The sequence below is a fragment of the Fibrobacter sp. UWB4 genome (assembly GCF_002210345.1).
Classification (GTDB): Bacteria; Fibrobacterota; Fibrobacteria; order Fibrobacterales; family Fibrobacteraceae; genus Fibrobacter.
Window position 1 is genome coordinate 83421 of record NZ_MWQI01000007.1, and the last position, 18021, is coordinate 101441.

Annotated in this window: 15 protein-coding genes; 8 read left to right on the plus strand and 7 right to left on the minus strand. The window is 49.5% G+C overall.

The genetic code is table 11. The features are described 5' to 3' along the window. Positions 1-141 precede the first annotated feature (141 nt). Entirely contained in the window at positions 142-1125 is a 984-nt protein-coding gene (locus B7990_RS11035; RefSeq protein WP_014545931.1) for a MoxR family ATPase, read from the plus strand. A gap of 412 nt (positions 1126-1537) precedes the next feature. On the opposite strand, the gene B7990_RS11045 is transcribed toward B7990_RS11035, so the two are convergent. After that, entirely contained in the window at positions 1538-3613 is a 2076-nt protein-coding gene (locus B7990_RS11045) for a histidine phosphatase family protein (RefSeq protein ID WP_088641002.1), read from the minus strand. Positions 3614-3739: 126 nt separating this feature from the next. On the opposite strand from B7990_RS11045, the gene B7990_RS11050 reads away from it, so the two are divergent. Together B7990_RS11050 and B7990_RS11055 are read left to right on the plus strand one after the other, a co-directional pair. After that, positions 3740-4009 carry a hypothetical protein gene (locus tag B7990_RS11050; protein ID WP_088641003.1) on the plus strand — a complete coding sequence of 90 codons (270 nt, stop codon included), beginning with the start codon at positions 3740-3742 and terminating at the stop codon, positions 4007-4009. Positions 4010-4117: 108 nt separating this feature from the next. Next, positions 4118-6058 carry a bifunctional diguanylate cyclase/phosphodiesterase gene (locus B7990_RS11055; protein ID WP_088641004.1) on the plus strand — a complete coding sequence of 647 codons (1941 nt, stop codon included), beginning with the start codon at positions 4118-4120 and terminating at the stop codon, positions 6056-6058. 132 nt (positions 6059-6190) lie between these two features. On the opposite strand, the gene pgi is transcribed toward B7990_RS11055, so the two are convergent. Continuing rightward, a complete protein-coding gene (gene pgi, locus B7990_RS11060; RefSeq protein WP_088641005.1) occupies positions 6191-7855 on the minus strand; it encodes a glucose-6-phosphate isomerase in 1665 nt (554 codons plus the stop codon). Positions 7856-8047: 192 nt separating this feature from the next. On the opposite strand from pgi, the gene B7990_RS11065 reads away from it, so the two are divergent. From B7990_RS11065 to B7990_RS11090, 5 genes are read left to right on the plus strand one after another with little or no spacing between them, the layout of a single operon-like run. Further along, the gene (locus B7990_RS11065) at positions 8048-8746 is read left to right on the plus strand and encodes an SIMPL domain-containing protein (protein ID WP_088641006.1); all 699 of its coding nucleotides are present in this window, start codon (positions 8048-8050) and stop codon (positions 8744-8746) included. Between the two features lies 1 nt (position 8747). Then, entirely contained in the window at positions 8748-9317 is a 570-nt protein-coding gene (locus B7990_RS11070; protein WP_088641007.1) for an HD domain-containing protein, read from the plus strand. Beyond that, on the plus strand, positions 9317-10426 hold the full coding sequence (locus B7990_RS11075) for a GTP pyrophosphokinase family protein (RefSeq protein WP_088641008.1): 1110 nt from the start codon (positions 9317-9319) through the stop codon (positions 10424-10426). Before B7990_RS11070 ends, B7990_RS11075 begins: the two co-directional genes overlap by 1 nt. Before the next feature lie 18 nt (positions 10427-10444). Beyond that, positions 10445-12562: a GTP-binding protein gene (locus B7990_RS15125; RefSeq protein WP_254917498.1), complete on the plus strand. Its 2118-nt coding sequence runs from the start codon at positions 10445-10447 to the stop codon at positions 12560-12562. A 16-nt stretch (positions 12563-12578) separates the two neighbouring features. Then, positions 12579-12989: a hypothetical protein gene (locus B7990_RS11090; RefSeq protein WP_088641009.1), complete on the plus strand. Its 411-nt coding sequence runs from the start codon at positions 12579-12581 to the stop codon at positions 12987-12989. A gap of 67 nt (positions 12990-13056) precedes the next feature. Here the strand turns inward: B7990_RS11090 and B7990_RS11095 are convergent, their stop codons facing one another. The 5 genes from B7990_RS11095 to B7990_RS11115 form a co-directional block, all read right to left on the minus strand. After that, complete coding sequence (locus B7990_RS11095) at positions 13057-13962, minus strand: DUF58 domain-containing protein (RefSeq protein WP_088641010.1); 906 nt, start codon at positions 13960-13962, stop codon at positions 13057-13059. Positions 13963-14093: 131 nt separating this feature from the next. Beyond that, a complete protein-coding gene (locus B7990_RS11100; protein ID WP_254917499.1) occupies positions 14094-16121 on the minus strand; it encodes a TonB-dependent receptor in 2028 nt (675 codons plus the stop codon). Further along, positions 16057-16605, minus strand: a complete 549-nt coding sequence (locus B7990_RS11105; protein ID WP_088641011.1) for a hypothetical protein — start codon at positions 16603-16605, stop codon at positions 16057-16059. Before B7990_RS11105 ends, B7990_RS11100 begins: the two co-directional genes overlap by 65 nt. Before the next feature lie 25 nt (positions 16606-16630). Next, on the minus strand, positions 16631-17050 hold the full coding sequence (locus B7990_RS11110) for a hypothetical protein (protein ID WP_088641012.1): 420 nt from the start codon (positions 17048-17050) through the stop codon (positions 16631-16633). A gap of 72 nt (positions 17051-17122) precedes the next feature. Then, positions 17123-17977, minus strand: coding sequence for a metal ABC transporter permease (locus B7990_RS11115; RefSeq protein WP_088641013.1), 855 nt, complete (start codon positions 17975-17977; stop codon positions 17123-17125). Positions 17978-18021 lie beyond the last annotated feature (44 nt).

The following is an 18021-nucleotide window of genomic DNA, read 5'->3' on the forward strand; positions in this document are numbered from 1 at the left end:
ATAGGGCAAGGCTGCAATCAGGGGGAGGCTTCCCCTCCTCCCTAACCACCAACCACTAACCACTAATCACTTTGTCACGTCATTTGTTTTTTCCCGCAGATTTTAGTATCTTAAAGCATGAAAAACTTAGAGGTAAAATAAATGGATATTCAGGAACTTTCGGAAAAGGTGAAGCAGCAGAGTTCTTTTTGCATGAACTTGCTGCGTGAAGTTGAAGATACGGTGATTGGTCAGAAGGCAATGGTTGAAAGCATTCTGACGGGTATTTTGGCAGATGGCCACGTGCTTTTGGAAGGTCTTCCGGGCTTGGCCAAGACGACTGCGGTGAAGGCTTTTGCCGATGCTGTTTCGCTCGACTTCAAGCGCATCCAGTTTACTCCTGATTTGCTGCCGGCAGACTTGCTCGGTACGACGATTTATAACGCTCGCGAAGCAAAGTTCGAAACGCGCAAGGGCCCGCTCTTTACGAACCTCGTGCTTGCTGATGAAATTAACCGTGCTCCGTCGAAGGTGCAGAGTGCCTTGCTCGAAGCCATGCAGGAACGCCACATCACAATTGGCGATGAAACGTTCAAGCTCGACGAACCGTTCCTGGTGCTTGCCACGCAGAACCCGATTGAACAGGAAGGTACGTATCCGCTGCCGGAAGCTCAGGTGGACCGTTTCCTCTTGAAGGTGAAGGTGAGCTACCCGAACAAGGCTGACGAAATGAAAATTCTCGATGCTGTCTCGGGTGCAGGGCTGCGCCAGCCGAAGGCTGTTGCAACGAAGGAAGATATCTTGAAGGCTCGCGAGCTCGTGAAGCAGGTCTATGTGGACGAACGTGTGCGCGAATACATTGTGAACTTGGTCTTGGCTACGCGCGATCCGGGTAGCATCAAGCGTAGCGACTTGGTGGGCTTTGTGGAAGTGGGCGCCTCGCCGCGTGCTTCTATCGGCCTTGCCCAGGCTTCGAAGGCTCATGCGTTTATCCAGGGCCGCGCTTACGTGACGCCGGAAGACGTGAAGGCTGTTGCAATGGAAGTGCTCCGCCACCGCGTGATTTTGAGCTACGAAGCTGAAGCGGAAGAAGTCACTGCCGAAACCGTCGTGCAGAAGATTTTGGACAGCGTTGAGGTGCCGTAATCTTAAGCGCTCGCGAACGAGATGCCGCGAGAGTCGCAGACCTTGTTAAAATGCACCCCGATGGGGGTGCTTTTTTATTTGGCATGAAATGCAATAATGATGGCGCCGACGAATATTATCAAGAAGAACAGAAAGAGAATAATTGTTTTGCGTTTCTCTGATTTCCAGTGTTGTTGTAGGTACTTAATAGCGATGTAGAGAATATAGAGAATGTCGATTCTAGGAATGTGTTTGAGTTTTGAGGCGTCTACTTTGTCGTACATATATCCCCAAAGGCCGAGTAGGACAATTCCCAATAGAAATAAGATTGCTATGCAAATGGCTGATTGAAGATCTGCTATGTTCTCGTTTGGCATGGAACTTAATATACGAAAAAGCCCCCGGGCGGGGGCTTGAAAGTACCTGTAAATTACTAGTAGGAACGCAGGAATCCGTCGTCCAGAGCTGTGACGGGGATGACTGTAGTGTTGTTGTCGGGGTCTACGATGATGGCGACGCCGGTCAGGTAATTAATCCAGTAGTTGAAATTATTTTCGTGCTTGTGGAACTGCAATGTGTAGTTGCTGTCGTCATGGATTTTTTTGTGGCTGATGGCGATGACAAATGGCACGAGGAATTGGTCATGCGAGATGGCGAGGGTCATCTTGTGCATGTTGTCGTATGTGAAGTATGTGCTGATAAACTCTTGAGTTCTTTCTTCGATGTTGTATAATGCGTCTTCGCATGCGGCTTTGTTTTCGCTATCGCTATTATTTTTCTTGTCATATTCTTCGTAGGCGACTTTGGAATAAATGCTCCAGCCCCAGCTGTTTTGACCTTGGCAATCTTTTTTTCTGTTATCGTTTCGGATGTACCAGGATTCAAGAAGGTCCATGTTCTGTGCATGGTATTCGTTGGAAGTTGTGTTTTTCCATTCGTCTTCGCTTCCGGTTGTTTGACCTTTATTTTCGGAAATGATCCGTGCGGTCTGCTGGGTGCGGTAGACGTTTGTGTGCATGTAGAAAAAGTCGTCGATGTTGAGCTTTTTGAGTTTTTGGCCGACTTGCGTGGATTGATCTATTCCGGTTTGGTTGAGGCTGCCGTTTGTGCCTGTATTGTTTCTGTCGCGGGCGGCATGGCGGAGGATGAATGCGACTTTTTCGTTGGGGCGGAGGCAGTAGAATACGTCGTACATGGATGAGAACATGTCTGTTGTGGAGCGCAAGACGTTACAAGCGTTGCTCAAAATTTCGACGGGCTTTGTGTCTTTTCCGTCCTTACCGTCTGCGCCGTCCTTTCCGTTTTTCAGTTCACCGACTTTCTTGTCGCCGCAGAAGATATCGTAACCGTCGCCTTCAGAGTTCTCTTCAACGCGGCATGATGTTCCGTCGCTTCCGTTCTTACCGTCGGCACCGTCTTTGCCGTTTTTCAGTTCGCCGACTTTCTTGTCGCCGCAGTAGACATCGTAACCGTCGCCTTCAGAGTTCTCTTCAACGCGGCAAGAAGATCCGTCGCTTCCGTTCTTGCCGTCGGCACCGTCTTTGCCGTTTTTCAGCTCACCGACTTTTTTGTCACCACAGAAGACTTCGAACCCGTCGATGTCCTTGTTCTCTTCGATGCGGCACGACGTCCCGTCTTTTCCGTTCTTGCCGTCTGCACCGTCCTTGCCGTTTTTCAGTTCACCGACTTTTTCGTTGCCGCAGAAGATGTCGAACCCGTCGATGTCCTTGTTTTCTTCTACTCTGCACGACGTCCCGTCTTTTCCGTCCTTTCCGTCAGCGCCGTCTTTGCCGTTTTTCAGTTCGCCGACTTTTTCGTTGCCGCAGAAGATGTCGAACCCGTCGATGTCTTTGTTCTCTACAACGCGGCATGATGTTCCGTCGCTTCCGTTCTTGCCGTCTGCACCGTCCTTGCCGTTTTTCAGTTCACCGACTTTTTCGTTGCCGCAGAAGATATCGAATCCGTCGATGTCCTTGTTTTCTACAACGCGGCAAGAAGATCCGTCGCTTCCGTTCTTGCCGTCAGTGCCGTCCTTGCCGTTGCGCAATTCACCGACCTTTTCGTTCCCGCAGAAGATGTCATATCCGTCGATGTCCTTGTTCTCTTCGATGCGGCACGACGTCCCGTCTTTTCCGTTCTTGCCGTCGGCACCGTCTTTGCCGTTTTTCAGCTCACCGACTTTTTTGTCACCACAGAAGACTTCGAACCCGTCGATGTCCTTGTTTTCTACAACGCGGCATGATGTTCCGTCGCTTCCGTCCTTACCGTCTGCGCCTGATTTGCCGTCCTTGCCGTTTTTACCATCTTTACCGTCCTTTCCGTCTTTGCCATTCAGGACGATACCTACGGAATCGCCACCACAAATAATCTTGAGACCGCTATCGTCGTCTAGCGGTTCCGTTGTGCAGGCCAGTGCCGACATGTCCGGTGCCTCTGTGACTTGGTCGAGGCAGCCGTTAAGTGCGAAGATTGCGAAAATTGACGTTGCTAAGAGTAATTTGGATTTCATGCATTGCTCCCAAATAAATTTTTCGCGACAAATTTAAAAATTTTTGATTTTGTTACTGGACGCATATAGGATGTTTTTTTGTTGACTAATTGTCCATTTTGTGGATTCTTTTGTATATTAGAGCGTATGAAACTTGTTTTGATTGCTTTCTCTTTGTTTGTTTTAGGTTGTGCGTGTGATAATCCGAGGGGTTGTCCTGCTGTAATCGGTGTTGGAAACAATCCGAGTGAAGTGCAGTTGAAAAAGGATGGTCGCGATGATCAGACTGTCCAAGTGACAAAAATGCCTGCTCCGCCAACGGATCTTGGAACTCCCGATCCGGTAGACGTCAATGTCCAGAATTTGAATGAACCGATTCCGGTCGATGACGGGCTTGATTTTGATAAAGTGAAGTAAATCCCTAGCGTTTATTCCAATGTATAGCGCCTAAAATGCGCGTTTTTTTTCCATTCGTGTGCACGGGATGGGGTTATACATTATATTTATAATACTAGGGTATTAGCAATGATAAATTTTTGGGATTATGCAAATCATGTGTTCTTTTTCCCGTCGCTCTTGGCGAGCGGCTTTTTGCTTGTTACGCTGGCGACGCTTGGTGAAAAACAGAACCTGAAGAAAATACTTTTTTGGGGTGCCGTTTTTTCGCTGACCCCGTTCATGATCTATGCGGACTTGATTTATCATGGGCTTTTGTACCTGCTTTCGTGTGTAATGGACAAAGTTCCCTTGATGTTTGATGTGGTCGTGGATTATTTGAGCCGCATTTTGCTGATTCCGCTTGCGATTTTCGTTTTCAGTAAAAGATTGTCCATTCACTGGTCGCAATCGCTGTTTTTGCTTTCGGCTTCTGTCGGTGTAGGGTATCTCGGCATGGTGGTGGGCAAGACGCAGATCGGCGCTGCTTTGGTGAATCTGGTTGCGATTTTCTTCTGGTGGCGGCTTCTCTGGAATGAACTTTTGTTTGTCCGCAATACGCAGATTTTTACGCGTTTTGGATTCCTGGGTTTTGTCACGCTGTTTAGCCTGCTTGTGAACCTCGCCATGTACGTGTGTGTGCGCATGATCGAGGTGACGCCTGTGTTTTTGGATTACCTGGTGTTCGTGGCTTGGCTTTTCTGGCTTACGCTTACGATTGCGGTAAAGCTTATTTTTAGGACGGTTCGCTTGACTCAGCAGGCGGAAATTGCTCGTAACCATGACAAACTTACGGGGCTTCCGAATATCCTTCTGTTCACGAACTATGTGCAGGATTTGCTTTTTAGAAATCCTAAAAAGCGTTATGCCTTTTTCGTTTTCGACCTGGATAATTTTAAGGCGTTTAACGAAAGGTTTGGCTTTGAAGAGGGCGATAAGGCTTTGTGCTTTATGGCGGATACGCTTAAGTCGTTGTTTGGAGAACGCTATGTGACTCACGTGTCATGCGATACTTTCCGTGCGGTGGGCGATGTCGTCGGGGTAGATTCCAAGATAAAAGAAGCCCATGATAAAATCCGTGGCTTCTCAACTCAAGGCGTACTTGAAATCAAGGCAGGCGTGTATGTGCAGCGCGTAGAAAACGAAAATGTTGAGCGTTGCTTTATGCGTGCGCGCCTTGCAGAGGCGACGACCAAGGGCGTCTATGATGAATATGTTGCTTTTTATGCCGACGAGATGGGCGCTCGCGAGCGCTTGAAAATGTACTTGATTGCGCACATTGACGAGGCTGTGAAAAATGAATACATCAAGGTGTATTACCAGCCTGTTGTGGATATCAATACGAATAAGCTTTGTGGCTTTGAGGCGCTTGCCCGTTGGGATGATCCGGAACATGGCTTTTTGCCGCCGGTAGAATTTATCGGCATCCTTGAGGATGCGCACTTGATCCAGAAACTCGACTTGTTCATGCTCAAGAAGGTTTGCGAAAAGTATCGCAAGGAGACGAATTTGGGGCATAAGTGCGTTCCAATTTCGTTCAACCTCTCGCGTCTGGATTTTAAGCTGAGTGACATTTATAAGGAACTTACGCGGTTGACCAGGGAATACAACGTGCCGCATGAGATGATCCATATCGAGATTACGGAATCGGTGCTGGATGGCGACGAGGATGGCTTTATTCGTGAACAAGTGACGCGTTTCCAGAATGACGGTTTTGAAGTCTGGATGGATGACTTTGGCGCGGGATTCTCGTCATTGAATGTTCTGAAAGATTACGATTTTGACTTTTTGAAAATCGACATGATGTTCTTGCGGAACTTTACGGAAAAGTCCAAGGTGATTATCCGCGCCATTGTGGACATGGCAAAACAGTTGCATGTCGGTACGCTTTCGGAAGGGGTGGAGACAAAGGAACATCTGGATTTCCTGAAGGATATTGGATGTGACCGAGTGCAGGGCTATTATTACTCAAAGCCGCTTCCGTATGACGAGGTGATGGCGGTACTCAAGGAAAAGGGCGTGGAAGTGTAAGCTTCGCCGCGTTGTTGGGCGAATTGCTTGGAAATGCCCGAAAGTTTGGATGCAAAAAAGCCGCAGCTTGAGTGCTGCGACTTTTTTCTCGTCTCTCGTCTGTAGCGAGCTTGCGAGTGTCCTTTCGTCTAATTAGGCCTGGTGAGCTTTGAACCACTTGATCAGTCCGTTGGTGGAACTGTCGTGGTGGAGTTCGGCGTCAGCCTTTGCAAGTTCCGGGAGGATCTTCTTGGCGAGCTGCTTACCGAGTTCAACACCCCACTGGTCGTAGCTGTTGATGTTCCAGATAACGCCCTGCGTGAAGATCTTGTGTTCGTACATGGCGATGAGAGCGCCAAGGCGTTCCGGGCTCACGTAGTCCATCATGATGGAGTTCGTCGGCTTGTTGCCTTCGAATACCTTGTGCGGAGCGAGGAATGCGATTTCTTCTTCGGACTTGCCGGCGGCGCGGAGTTCTTCCTGAGCCTGGGCGAGAGTCTTGCCGTTCATCAAAGCTTCTGGCTGAGCGAAGAAGTTGGAGAGCAACTTCTGGTGGTGATCGCCAATCTTGTTGTGGCTGTTGGCCGGGGCGATGAAGTCGCACGGAATCATCTTGGTACCCTGGTGGATGAGCTGGTAGAAGGCGTGCTGGCCGTTCGTACCCGGTTCGCCCCAGAGGATCGGACCCGTCTGGTAGTTCACGCGCTTGGAATCGCGGTCAACGGTCTTGCCGTTGGATTCCATGTCGGCCTGCTGGAAGTAGGCGGCGAGGCGGTGGAGGTACTGGTCGTACGGGAGCATGGCGTAGCTCGAGGCGCCAAAGAAGTTGTTGTACCAAACGCCGATGAGGGCGAGGATGACCGGGAGGTTTTTGTCAGCCGGAGCGGTCTTGAAATGCTGATCCATTTCGTAAGCGCCCTGGTGGAGCTTCATGTAGTTTTCGAAGCCGATGCGGAGGCTGATGGAAAGACCGATTGCAGACCACAGAGAATAGCGGCCGCCAACCCAGTTCCAGAATTCGAACATGTTAGCCGGGTCGATACCGAATTCGGTAACGGCTTCGGTGTTGGTGGAGAGAGCGACGAAGTGCTTTGCGATAGCGGACTTGTCGCCATTGAATGCCTTGAGGACGGCTGCCTTTGCGGTTTCGGCGTTCGTCATGGTTTCAAGAGTCGTGAACGTCTTGGAAGCAACGATGAAGAGAGTTTCTTCGATATTCACCTTCTTGAGGGTTTCGGCTATGTGGGTGCCGTCGATGTTAGAAACGAAGTAGACTTCCGGAGAGTATTCGCCAGCAGCCGGCTTTTCAGCGTAGGGCTTCAAAGCTTCGGTCACCATCACCGGACCGAGGTCGGAACCGCCGATACCGATGTTCACCACGTACTTGATGGACTTGCCGGTGTGGCCCTTCCACTTGCCCGTGCGGACGAGCTTGGTGAATTCTTCCATGTGCTTGAGCACGGCGCGAACTTCAGGCATGACATCCTTGCCATCGACGCAAATCGGATCGTTGCCCTTGTAGCGGAGTGCGGTGTGGAGCACGGCGCGCTTTTCGGTGGTGTTAATCTTTTCGCCTGCAAAGTACTTGGCGCGCATGTCTTCGAAATTGGCGGACTTCAGGAGGTCCTGGAGTTTGGCCATGGTTTCGTCGGTGATGATGTTCTTGGAGTAGTCGAGGAAAAGTCCGCAAGCTTCAGCGCTGAACTTGTCGGCGCGAGTCGGGTCCTTCGCGAAGAGTTCCTTCATCTGCCAAGTCTTGGCGACTTCGGCATGGGCCTCGAGGGCCTTCCATTCCTTAGAATCAGTCAGTTTAGACATAGATTATCCTTTCCGCACACGCGGGTTTTTGTTACGAGGAAAAATTTAGAAATTAGACGAGAGACGAGAGACTAGAGACGAGAGAAAATAGGGGATGTTTGCGACTAATGACCATTGACCAATAACTAGTAACTACTCAAGATTGTATATTAAACTTATAGCCGTGGGTGTTTCGCGGCAAAGGAGAAAAATATGTCTAGAGTTAAAGAATCGTTGGTGTTGGCTATTGCAATTCTCGGGCTTGGTGCATTTCTTTATTGCGCCATGATGCACACGAAAGATCGTGAACGAATCGTATCAGTTAAGGGACTCTCGGAACGGGTGGTTAAAGCCGATTTCGTGATATGGCCGATTGTGTACAAGGAGCTGGGCAATGATCTTTCGGCAATCTACGAGACTGTACAAACTAAAAATGCGACGCTTGAAAAGTTTCTGCGGGACAATGGCATTGACGAATCTGAAATTAGCCGTTCATCAACGGATATTGTAGATGCCCAGAGTGAACTTTACAACAATGATAGACGTGCTTTCCGTTACGTGGCGACAGTTGTGTTGACCGTTGCTTCTAAGGATGTCGATAAAGTTCGTAAGCTGATGGGTAGGCAAGGTGAACTTTTAAAGCAGGGAATTGCTTTTAGCGAAGGCGATTACCGCTATCGTAAAGTTTATAGTTTTAACGGTCTGAATGAAATCAAGCCTGAAATGATTGATGAAGCGAATAAGAATGCTCGCGTTACGGCCGAGAAATTCGCTTTGGATTCCGATAGCAAACTTGGAAAAATCAAGACGGCAACGCAAGGGCAGTTCTCTATTGAGGACCGCGATGAAAATACGCCGTATATCAAAAAAGTCCGCGTAGTGACTAGTGTTCAATATTTCCTGGAAGACTAATATGGATACATCAGTTCTTGACAAGGCAATTGTTTTTGCAGTCAGGGCTCACGCCGGTACGGGTCGCCGAGGGAAGGGCTTCCCGTACATTGTCCATCCGATGGAGGCTGTGGAAATTGTTGCGACCATGACGGACGATCAGGAATTGATGGCGGCCGCGGCTTTGCACGATACCGTTGAAGATACGTCTGTTACGTTGGATGATATCCGTCGAGAGTTTGGCGATCGCGTGGCAAAACTTGTGGAAGAAGAATCGGACGTGTTCATGGAAGGCGTGAGCGAATCGGATTCCTGGCATGCCCGCAAGCAGGCGGCGATTGAGCGCTTGGCACATGCCAGCCGCGATGCAAAGATTGTAGCGATGGGCGATAAGCTAAGCAATGCTAGAATCATCTATCGTGATTTTGTCCAAAAAGGCGATGAACTTTGGAAAATTTTCCACGTGAGCGATATTAAAGAGCATGAATGGCATTATCGCGGTTTGGCATCGTCGCTGAAAGAACTCGAAGGAACTTTCGCGTATGCGGAATTTACAGACCTGATTGAAAAAATCTTTGGCGGGAGACGATAATGGGCGAAGACTCTGTTGAAAAATATGGGTTGAATCCTGCTGAAACGATGATCCTTGAGGATTATCGCGAAAAGATGCCGATCTATGAACGGTTGAGAGATTACGTTTGCGATTTGCTCAAGAAAAAAGTGGCAGAGAATAACATTTATGTGACTGCCGTTGAAGCGCGAATCAAGGCCGAAGCGAGCCTTGCCGAAAAGCTTGAACGTAAAAATGGCAAGTACAAGTCTCTGACGGATTTGACCGATATTTTGGGTGCCCGCGTAATTGCGTTCTATAATGACGATGTTGATAAAATTGCGGCACTTGTCGAGAGCTTGTTTAAAATTGATTGGAAAAATAGCGTTGACAAGCGTAAAATGCACGAACTTGATAGCTTTGGTTATAATTCGTTACATTTTATATGTACCATTCCGAAAGCATTGTTCGAAGATCCAGAGTGCCCTGAACTCAATGAGATTAAGTTTGAAATTCAGATGCGCACGGCTTTGCAACATGTGTGGGCTACGCTGGATCACGATACGGGTTACAAGTCGGGTTTTGAAATTCCACGTGAATATTTGCGCAACTTGAATCGCCTAGCAGGCATGCTGGAACTTGTCGATGAACAGTTCTGCAAAATCCGAACGGATATCAATAATTACAGGTATCATGTGCAGTCGCTTGTGCATTCAGGGCGCTTTGATGAAGTGGCGCTGAATGGCGACTCGTTTACGAATTACCTGAAGTTGCGACCGTTCGATAAGCTGAATCAGCGTATTGCGGCGATCAACCAGGCTGAAATTCACGAGTCTTCGCTGATGCCGTTTTTGAAGGCTCTGAAGTTCTTACGCTTTGAAACGCTTGCAGATGTGGATCGGCTTGTCAAGGAAAATTCCGAGGATGCGTATCATCTGGCGGCGTTTCAGCTTGCGAATACGGACTTGGATATCATCAACTCGTCGCTTGGTGTGATTAGCCTGCTTGTGGTGTACATCTTGAAAAAAGGTGGTGGCGTGGCAGGAATCCGTACGATTCTGGATGACCTTTATGGCGAATCTGCAAGTCACGAATCCTGGGCGAAACGACTCTATGACAGTGCCTTGAAGCTCTCGTTCATGAACCAGTAAAAATGTATCTTTGGGCTTATGAAACAGCCGATTCGAAATATTGCCATTCTGGCCCACGTTGATGCGGGCAAGACGACTCTTTCTGAGAGAATCCTTTTTGCAGCGGGTGAAATTCACCGCCCGGGGCGCGTAGAAGATGGCTTAGCCACGATGGACTACATGCCCGAGGAAAAGGAACGCGGCATCACGATTGAAAGTGGCGTGGCGCATTTCGAATGGAAAAATACATGGTTCAATTTTATTGATACGCCGGGGCATGTCGACTTTGGTGCCGAAGTTGATATGGCGCTTACGGCTGTGGAAGGCGCAGTGCTTGTGGTGAGTGCCGCAAGTGGCGTCGAGACGCAGACGCTTGCGTCGTTTCGCAAGTTGCGCGAATCCCGTGTGCGTACGATTTTGTTCGTAAATAAGCTCGATAATCCCGATTATTCGCTGGACGAGACGCTCATCAACATTGAAGAAGCGCTTGGAGTGCGCCCGGTGCTCATGTCTGTGCCGCAGTTTAAAAACGGCAAGATGTGTGCGATGCTTGATGTGCTGAGCCAGAGTCGTTTGGTGCATTCGGAGTCGGGAGCGGAAGTTATCGATGATGGCTGGGAATCGGATGCGGGGGCTGCGGAAGAACGTGCACTTTTGAAAAAGTATTACGATGAGGCGGTGGAATTTGCAAGCAACTTTGACGATGAAATTTTGTCGCTTGCGCTTGAAAATAAGCCGGTGCCGCCGAAGATGCTTTTGCGCGGACTCAAAGCTCTTGCGGCTAGCGATGAGTACGTGATTTGTTATGCGGGTTCTGCGCTAGAAGGCTTTGGCATTCGCAGCCTCGTGACGGCGCTTTCGTTCTTTTTGCCGGAAGTCCCGACGTTTGATGAAAATGAGTTGGGGCAAGTTGTGCGTTTGAGGCATTTCCGTGGCGTGGGCGAGATTTCGCTGTTCCGCAGCCATGTGGATCTGTTGCGTCGTGATTGGCCGGCGGGCTTTGAATTTTCTAGGCTCAAGGCGAATATGCTTTTGCCTGTGGATGAAATCCGTGCGGGCGATATTTATGCGATGGTCTCGCCGTTTGAAACGGAACTCGGACAGGTGATTTATTTAGACGACAACTGTGCAAGACGAATGTCGCGGCAAACGAAGTTTGACATGACTGAGTCGAACAGTTGGTACTTGTGCGAAGCGAAAGTACAAAGACGAGAGGCGAGAGACGAGAGTGGCGAGCGCGCGGCGGGAACGTCATTGCGAGCTGAAGGCGAAGCAATCTCTAATGCTAGCGGGAATGCCGCACTGAATGGGAATGCCGCGCCATCGATCAGCGAAAATTATTTGCCGCTGTTGCAGACGCGTGTGGAATGCGTACGCACGGAAGATTACGCTCACGTGGAACGCAGCCTCTCGGTGCTTGCGCGAATGGATCCGAGTTTCCGAGTGCAAAAGGATGATGGCGGATTCTGGTATCTGCATACCGTGGGCGAGGTGCAGCTCGATGTTTTGCTTGCTCGCCTCAAGCGTGAATTTGGTTGCGAAGTGCGTGCCGGCAGCCCTGAGGTGCGCTGGCAAGAACGTTTGTGCCGCGAAGTAGGGCCTGCCGAAAATACGTTCCAGATTGGGCCGCATAAGATGTCTATCAGTATCTCGGCTTCTCCGCTAGAGGGCGACGCACACGACATTCGCCTGTCTGCGGAATTTATGGAAAAGGCTCCGCTTGAAATTTTGGCTGGCGTGCGCTCGGCGCTTTTGGAATCGACTGAAGTTGGCGTGCTCGGCAAGGGTCCGCTTGTCGGTGTGCGTTTTGAAGTCCATCGCTTTGAATGGACAGAAGGGGCGCTCCCGCCGATGATCAAGAAATGCTGTGCCGATGCGGTGGCGAAACTTGTGAAGCCTGCGGATGTGCAATTGTATGAACCTGTGATGGAACTTTCGCTTGAATGCCCGGTGAATTTCGCAGGGCTTGTGACGGGCGATATCCAGGCGCGTGACGGTAGGGTGAAAGAAATCGAAGGCGATGGCAAAACGCACTTTTTAAAAGCCGATGTGCCACTGCGAAAAATTTTCGGATACGCTACAGGTGTTCGTAGCATTAGCAAGGGCACTGCGCTTTATAGCATGAAATTGCTCGGGTATAGACCGGCGACAGTTTGATACGACAAAGGAAAAAATGTTGATTGAAAAAATGAGAGTGCTGGCGCTTGTCTTTATTCTGGCGTGCTCCATGGTGTTTGCAGGAAATTCCAAGAACGGCCAAGACGTCAAGAATGATATCAAGAAGTTTTTTGGTGTGCGTGAATACGCCGAGTTGGTGGACGAAGAAAATGACGATGTGTATTTTCTTGGCAGAACCGATCTTTTTGTCTATCCCACATTAAGTTCCGGCCGGAGTTACGGGCATTACGTATTTGAAAAGGAGTATTCGTCGCTAGACGATATCCGCTTGGATGGCGAAATGGATTACCGTTCCTTTGTCGGTTCGCCGTACACGATTCTTAAAGCGGGAAAATCCTTGGTGCTGAGAAAAGCCGAAGGAAATTATTTCTTGTACAACTTCAAAGAGAACTTGTCTGCTAAATAATGTAAAAACGCCCTCGAATGAAGGGCGCTTTGCATGGTTATAAACCGACAAATGTTTAGAACTGGATTTAGAGTCGTGCAGCTTTCGCGCGGCGGCGGAAGTGCTCAATAAGCGGGGCAACGGTTTCCTTGAAGTCGTCGTGAGTCTCGATGCGGACAAAGTCAATGGACATGCGCTGGAAGAGTTCCTTGGTGGCTTTGCCTTGGCGCTTTGCCTCACGGGCGAATGCTTCACGGAAGGCGGCATCGCCAGTGTCGATTAAAAGCGTTTCACCGGTTTCGGGGTCTTCGAGTTCTACAAGGCCTGCGGGCGGGAGTTCCATTTCACGCGGATCCACGACGGACACGGCGAGAACGTCATGTCGCTTGCGCAAAATCTTGAATGCGTTTTCGAAACCTTCATCCAAGAAGTCGCTCATCACAACGACGACAGCCTTGCGGTTCAAAATCTTGCCGGCGTATTCCAAGGCGACTTGCGTGTTGGTACCATGATGTTGCGGCTTGAAGTAGAGAATTTCGCGGATGAGGCGCAGTACATGCTTGCGGCCTTTTTCGGGCGGAATAAAAAGTTCGACTTGGTCGGTGTAAATGAGGAGACCGACTTTGTCGTTGTTCTTGATGGCGGCGAATGCGAGGAGAGCCGTGAGCGTTGCCATGACTTCGCCCTTCATTTGCTTGCCAGAACCAAATTCGGAGCTGCTGGATGCATCGACCATGAGGAGCATGGTCATTTCGCGTTCTTCGATGAACTTCTTGACGTAAGGTGTACCGGTTCGGGCGGTCACGTTCCAGTCAATTGTGCGCACGTCATCACCGGGCATGTATTCGCGGACTTCGCTGAATTCCATACCGTTCCCTTTGAAGGAACTGTGGTAAGCTCCGGTCATCACGGTGTCGAGTGTGCCGCGCACAGAAAGTTCAATGCGGCTAACGGTCTTTAAAACTTCTTTATCAAGCAATTCTTTATCGGCCATCGTAAATCTTCTTTTTTACGCTAAAGAATATACAAATATCGCGCGGGAGAGACCATATGGGGGCGCTTTTATACGGTTAAGAAAGGGGATGCCCGCACACTGGCGGGCATGACAATTAGGCCGAGACTTGTTTAGAACTCGACTTTGGCGAGGATGCTTATATTGCGTCCTTTCTCGGGCATGACGGATTTGAGGCGCGAAAGATGGTTGCGTACATCGGCATTGAACAAGTTATCGCCACGGAGGATGATGCTGTAGTTGGTATGTGTAAGCGCCCAATGGAATTCTAGGAGTGCACCGAACGTGATGTAGCCGGGGGTGCGTTGTTCGTAGCGGTCTAGGCGGTTTTGCGCGAGTGCGAATTCTGTGTTGATGCCTACGCGAACATGCTGCCAAATGTATGCAACTTCACCGTGGAATTTGAATGGCGGGATTTGTGGCATGTCGCTCCAGTTTTCGTTCTGGTAAAAACCGCAAACGTAGCTTGCTCCTGCTTGGGCGTAGAATCCCTGCTCTGCGGAAGTCTCGATGGATGCGTTTGCGCCCATGAGTAGTGCATCATCGCCGCTGACTTGGTAGATCGGCAAAAGCTGGGACCAGTTGGTGTCACCGGTGGCGCGTGGTGCAAGGTGATTTAGGAACCACGTGATGTGCGTAGAGGCTCGCCAGTTGAAATGTTCGCCGTAATCGCGAAATTCAAGTTCTGCTCCATAACCACTTTCGGCATCGAGCTTGTGGTAGCCTCGTTCGTATGTGTAGGCGGCGAGATGCGGACCCTGGTTGTAAAGTTCTTCGATGGTCGGGGAGCGCGTGGTGCGGAATACGTCAAGAGTCAGGAATTTCCCGGGGGCTACGATTTGCGAAAATTCGGCTGCGAATGCCCATAGTGCAAAGTTGCGGTCTTCGATGGCGTCTTTGTCTGCAACGACGCTTTCACGTGGCCTGAAGAATGTTCCGCCAAGTCGTGCGGACAAGGTAATTTCTAGGCCGTTCCAGCCATTTAAACTTGCAATGGAAAATAGCGATGCGGCGTAAGAATTTGTTGGAGGCGTAAAGACGTAACCGCCCATTTCGACAGAGCGGTTGTCGAGTTCACCGCCGAGGCGAATGCCGAAAAATGGACCACTATTGGCGATGAATTTTTCAATGCGCAAATTGGCTTGGTTGACCGCAAATTCTGCACCGACGTATTTCTTTGTCTCAAATTCCTTGTGGTGGTATTGATTGTAGCGGAAGATGACGTTGAGCGTGTCAGGGCTTGTTGCTGGAATGTACATTCCTTGCAAGGTGAGGTCGCGCTTGAAAAGCTCAATGTCTACGCCGTTGGGGTGGCCACCGATGAATCCGCCAGGAATGCCGTAATCGGAATTGAACGAGCGGAACGATGCTCCGAATTTGAAACGGTCGAGACTGTAGGCGGCGCCGACGGCGAAACTTCGATTTTCGATTTCGGTATTTTTAAGTGTGCCCTTGGCGGTTTCCATGTCGCCCATGTTGCGCGCGGAAACTTCACCTTTGAGCGAAACTCCGAGAACGTTAGCGTTTGCGTTTATGACAGTTGCAAATCCGGGTTGCCCTGTTTCGGCGTAGTTCGCGATGTAGCCGTGAAAAAGTGAATCGTCAAACGGAATGTCTTGATGCTTGACGTGTATAACGCCACCGGCGGCGGCGAAAGATTGTGCGAGAATTTGTGGGCCGCGTGTGATACGTAATTTGTGGGCGGTTAAAACTTCGGATGCGACCGCATGATCGGGCGAGGTGGCACTCATGTCTCCACAAAACGAACCATCTTCGGTAAGCGTGACGTGACTGCCGGAAAGTCCTTTGATGACGGGACGTGCTGCGGCAGGACCCATGGAGCGGATGGCGATGTCGGGTGCGTTTTTTATAGTCTCTGCAATGGTTGTGGAAACTTTGCGGTCGAGCTTTTCGTCTTTTAAAATTTCATCTTCGCGAAGTCCGTTTAAGATTGTTTCGCTAGATTGTTCGGCAATAACTGTTGAATTGCCTAAATCTTGGACAAATTCTTGGGCGTATGCAAAAGAAAGGAAGCCTCCGCAAAGGAGGCTCCCCATGGCAGCCCTAATAAGGCTTTTATTCATGATCATGCTCGTGTTCGTGATCGTGGTGATGTTCGTGTTCATCATCGTCGTCGTCATCGTCCTGGAACGGGCAATCTTCTACCTTCAAGGCTTTGTCAACAATGATGCGGATTTCCGGTGTACGTGCGTCGGCGTGATCGTGATGCTTGACCTTGAGCGTCAACGTTGTTTCGCCTTCCTTGACGCCTTTCAGGTGGAAGCCCCAGCTGCCACATGCTTCGATGTCGAGGATGGATTCGTCGCCAATGCTCCAGCCGAGTGTGTGTTCGTCGTCCTTGGGGGCGGAAACTTCTTTCTTTTCGTCGTCGAGGAACTTGACTGTAATGTGTTCGCTGAGGCAGTTTGCATTGACGCGGAGCGCTTCGAGGCTCTTGTCTTCTTTGCCTTGATAAACGCTGTAGGCGAGTTTCCAGTCGGGCCAATAGAGGTTCCAGCCTTCTGCTTCGAAATGTTCGTGTTGGTCGGTGGAGGTGGAGTTGCTGTCGCTGCAAGCGGCGAAGAACGCGCAGAGCGCGGCAAGAGAGAGGTGTTTGATTTTCATTTTTATCCTTTGTATGGGTGAAATTCTATCTGTACATTTTGGCGTCTTTGATTATTGGAAAGCCAATGCCGTCTTCTATCTTTTCAAATTCAAATGTGCCAATGATGGTGATGGGTGTGCCTTGGGATGGAAATTCGCTTGGGTATTTGCGGGGCTTGGCAAGTTCAAAAGCGAGTCCTTGTGAACAACAGGCGAGAGCGTCCTTGATGATGCAGCCGAAAAAGCGTTGCTCCGTCTCTTCGTCGAAATAGGTCGAAAATGCGCCCTTCATTTTGATACGCTTGCCGACATACTTTTGAGGATCGGTGACCATTTGGTAAACCATCGAGTAAACCATGGTGCTGCTCATCCGCGTGAGGTCAATGTCGGCGTAGTTAGAATTTTCTTTGGCGAATGCGGCTGTTGTGAAAATGCAAAAAAATAGAATTGTAAATACTTTATGCAAAATATGTTCTCCATTGAAAAATTATGAATCCTTCTCCTATCGCTATGCTTCGGGGCAGGATGACATTGTACTTTACGTTCTTCTGTTGCGGATGAAACTTGCTATATAAAAGATGAAGAATGCGACGATATCGGCTGCGACAATCGTTGAACCGACGGGAGTCCCGGCGAGAATGGCGATGATAATCCCGGTGAGGGAACAGATAACGGAAATCACAGCTGCGGCTACGGTCACGGAGAAAAAGCTTTTGAAAACCCGCATGGCGGAAAGCGATGGAAATACGACGAGCGCAGAAACGAGTAACGCTCCAACGAGATTCATGGCAAGGACTATGATCGCTGCGATGATGATTGCAATAAGGAGATTGAATGCATTGACGTTAACGCCTGTGGCTTGTGCAAAATTCTCGTCAAACGTGATGGCAAAAATCTTGTGGTAAAAGAGGACGAATGTTACGAGGACAATTGCGGAAAGCCCGACGCAAAGGTAAACATCTGTCGGCTTGAGCGTAAGAATGGACATTGAGCCGAATAGCGTTGTGCAGACATCGCCCGCGACGTTTGCCGATGACGAGAAAATGTTCATCAGCAAATAGCCGATAGCGAGTGCCCCCGCCGAGACCATGGCGATGGCGGCATCGCCTTTAATTTGTATGCCCGAACGCGAGTCTTTGCTGCCACAAAGGAGTAAAATTGCAACGATTACGGTTACGGGCAAAATGATGAGCATGTTGTTCGTAACTTTAAGAACTGCCGCGATTGCGAGCGCTCCGAATGCGACATGCGAAAGTCCGTCGCCAATGTAGGAATACCGCTTGAGAACGAGCGTCACGCCCAGAAGCGAGGAACATAGCGAAATGAGTGTTCCGACAATAATCGCGTAACGAACAAAAGGGAAGTCTAGGTAGAAAAATAGTTTGTCAAGCATGGGATAAATTGTCATGCCCGCCGGAGCCTGTGCTGAGCGCAGTC

Coding starts and splice junctions, on each gene's coding strand:
- B7990_RS11095 (WP_088641010.1), bottom strand. CDS start 13,962: ATGGCCGATAAAGAATTGCTTGATAAAGAAGTTTTAAAGACCGTTAGC.
- B7990_RS11050 (WP_088641003.1), top strand. CDS start 3,740: ATGAAACTTGTTTTGATTGCTTTCTCTTTGTTTGTTTTAGGTTGTGCG.
- B7990_RS11115 (WP_088641013.1), bottom strand. CDS start 17,977: ATGCTTGACAAACTATTTTTCTACCTAGACTTCCCTTTTGTTCGTTAC.
- B7990_RS11070 (WP_088641007.1), top strand. CDS start 8,748: ATGGATACATCAGTTCTTGACAAGGCAATTGTTTTTGCAGTCAGGGCT.
- B7990_RS11090 (WP_088641009.1), top strand. CDS start 12,579: ATGTTGATTGAAAAAATGAGAGTGCTGGCGCTTGTCTTTATTCTGGCG.
- B7990_RS11065 (WP_088641006.1), top strand. CDS start 8,048: ATGTCTAGAGTTAAAGAATCGTTGGTGTTGGCTATTGCAATTCTCGGG.
- B7990_RS15125 (WP_254917498.1), top strand. CDS start 10,445: ATGAAACAGCCGATTCGAAATATTGCCATTCTGGCCCACGTTGATGCG.
- pgi (WP_088641005.1), bottom strand. CDS start 7,855: ATGTCTAAACTGACTGATTCTAAGGAATGGAAGGCCCTCGAGGCCCAT.
- B7990_RS11035 (WP_014545931.1), top strand. CDS start 142: ATGGATATTCAGGAACTTTCGGAAAAGGTGAAGCAGCAGAGTTCTTTT.
- B7990_RS11105 (WP_088641011.1), bottom strand. CDS start 16,605: ATGAAAATCAAACACCTCTCTCTTGCCGCGCTCTGCGCGTTCTTCGCC.
- B7990_RS11100 (WP_254917499.1), bottom strand. CDS start 16,121: ATGACGACGACGATGATGAACACGAACATCACCACGATCACGAACACG.
- B7990_RS11055 (WP_088641004.1), top strand. CDS start 4,118: ATGATAAATTTTTGGGATTATGCAAATCATGTGTTCTTTTTCCCGTCG.
- B7990_RS11075 (WP_088641008.1), top strand. CDS start 9,317: ATGGGCGAAGACTCTGTTGAAAAATATGGGTTGAATCCTGCTGAAACG.
- B7990_RS11045 (WP_088641002.1), bottom strand. CDS start 3,613: ATGAAATCCAAATTACTCTTAGCAACGTCAATTTTCGCAATCTTCGCA.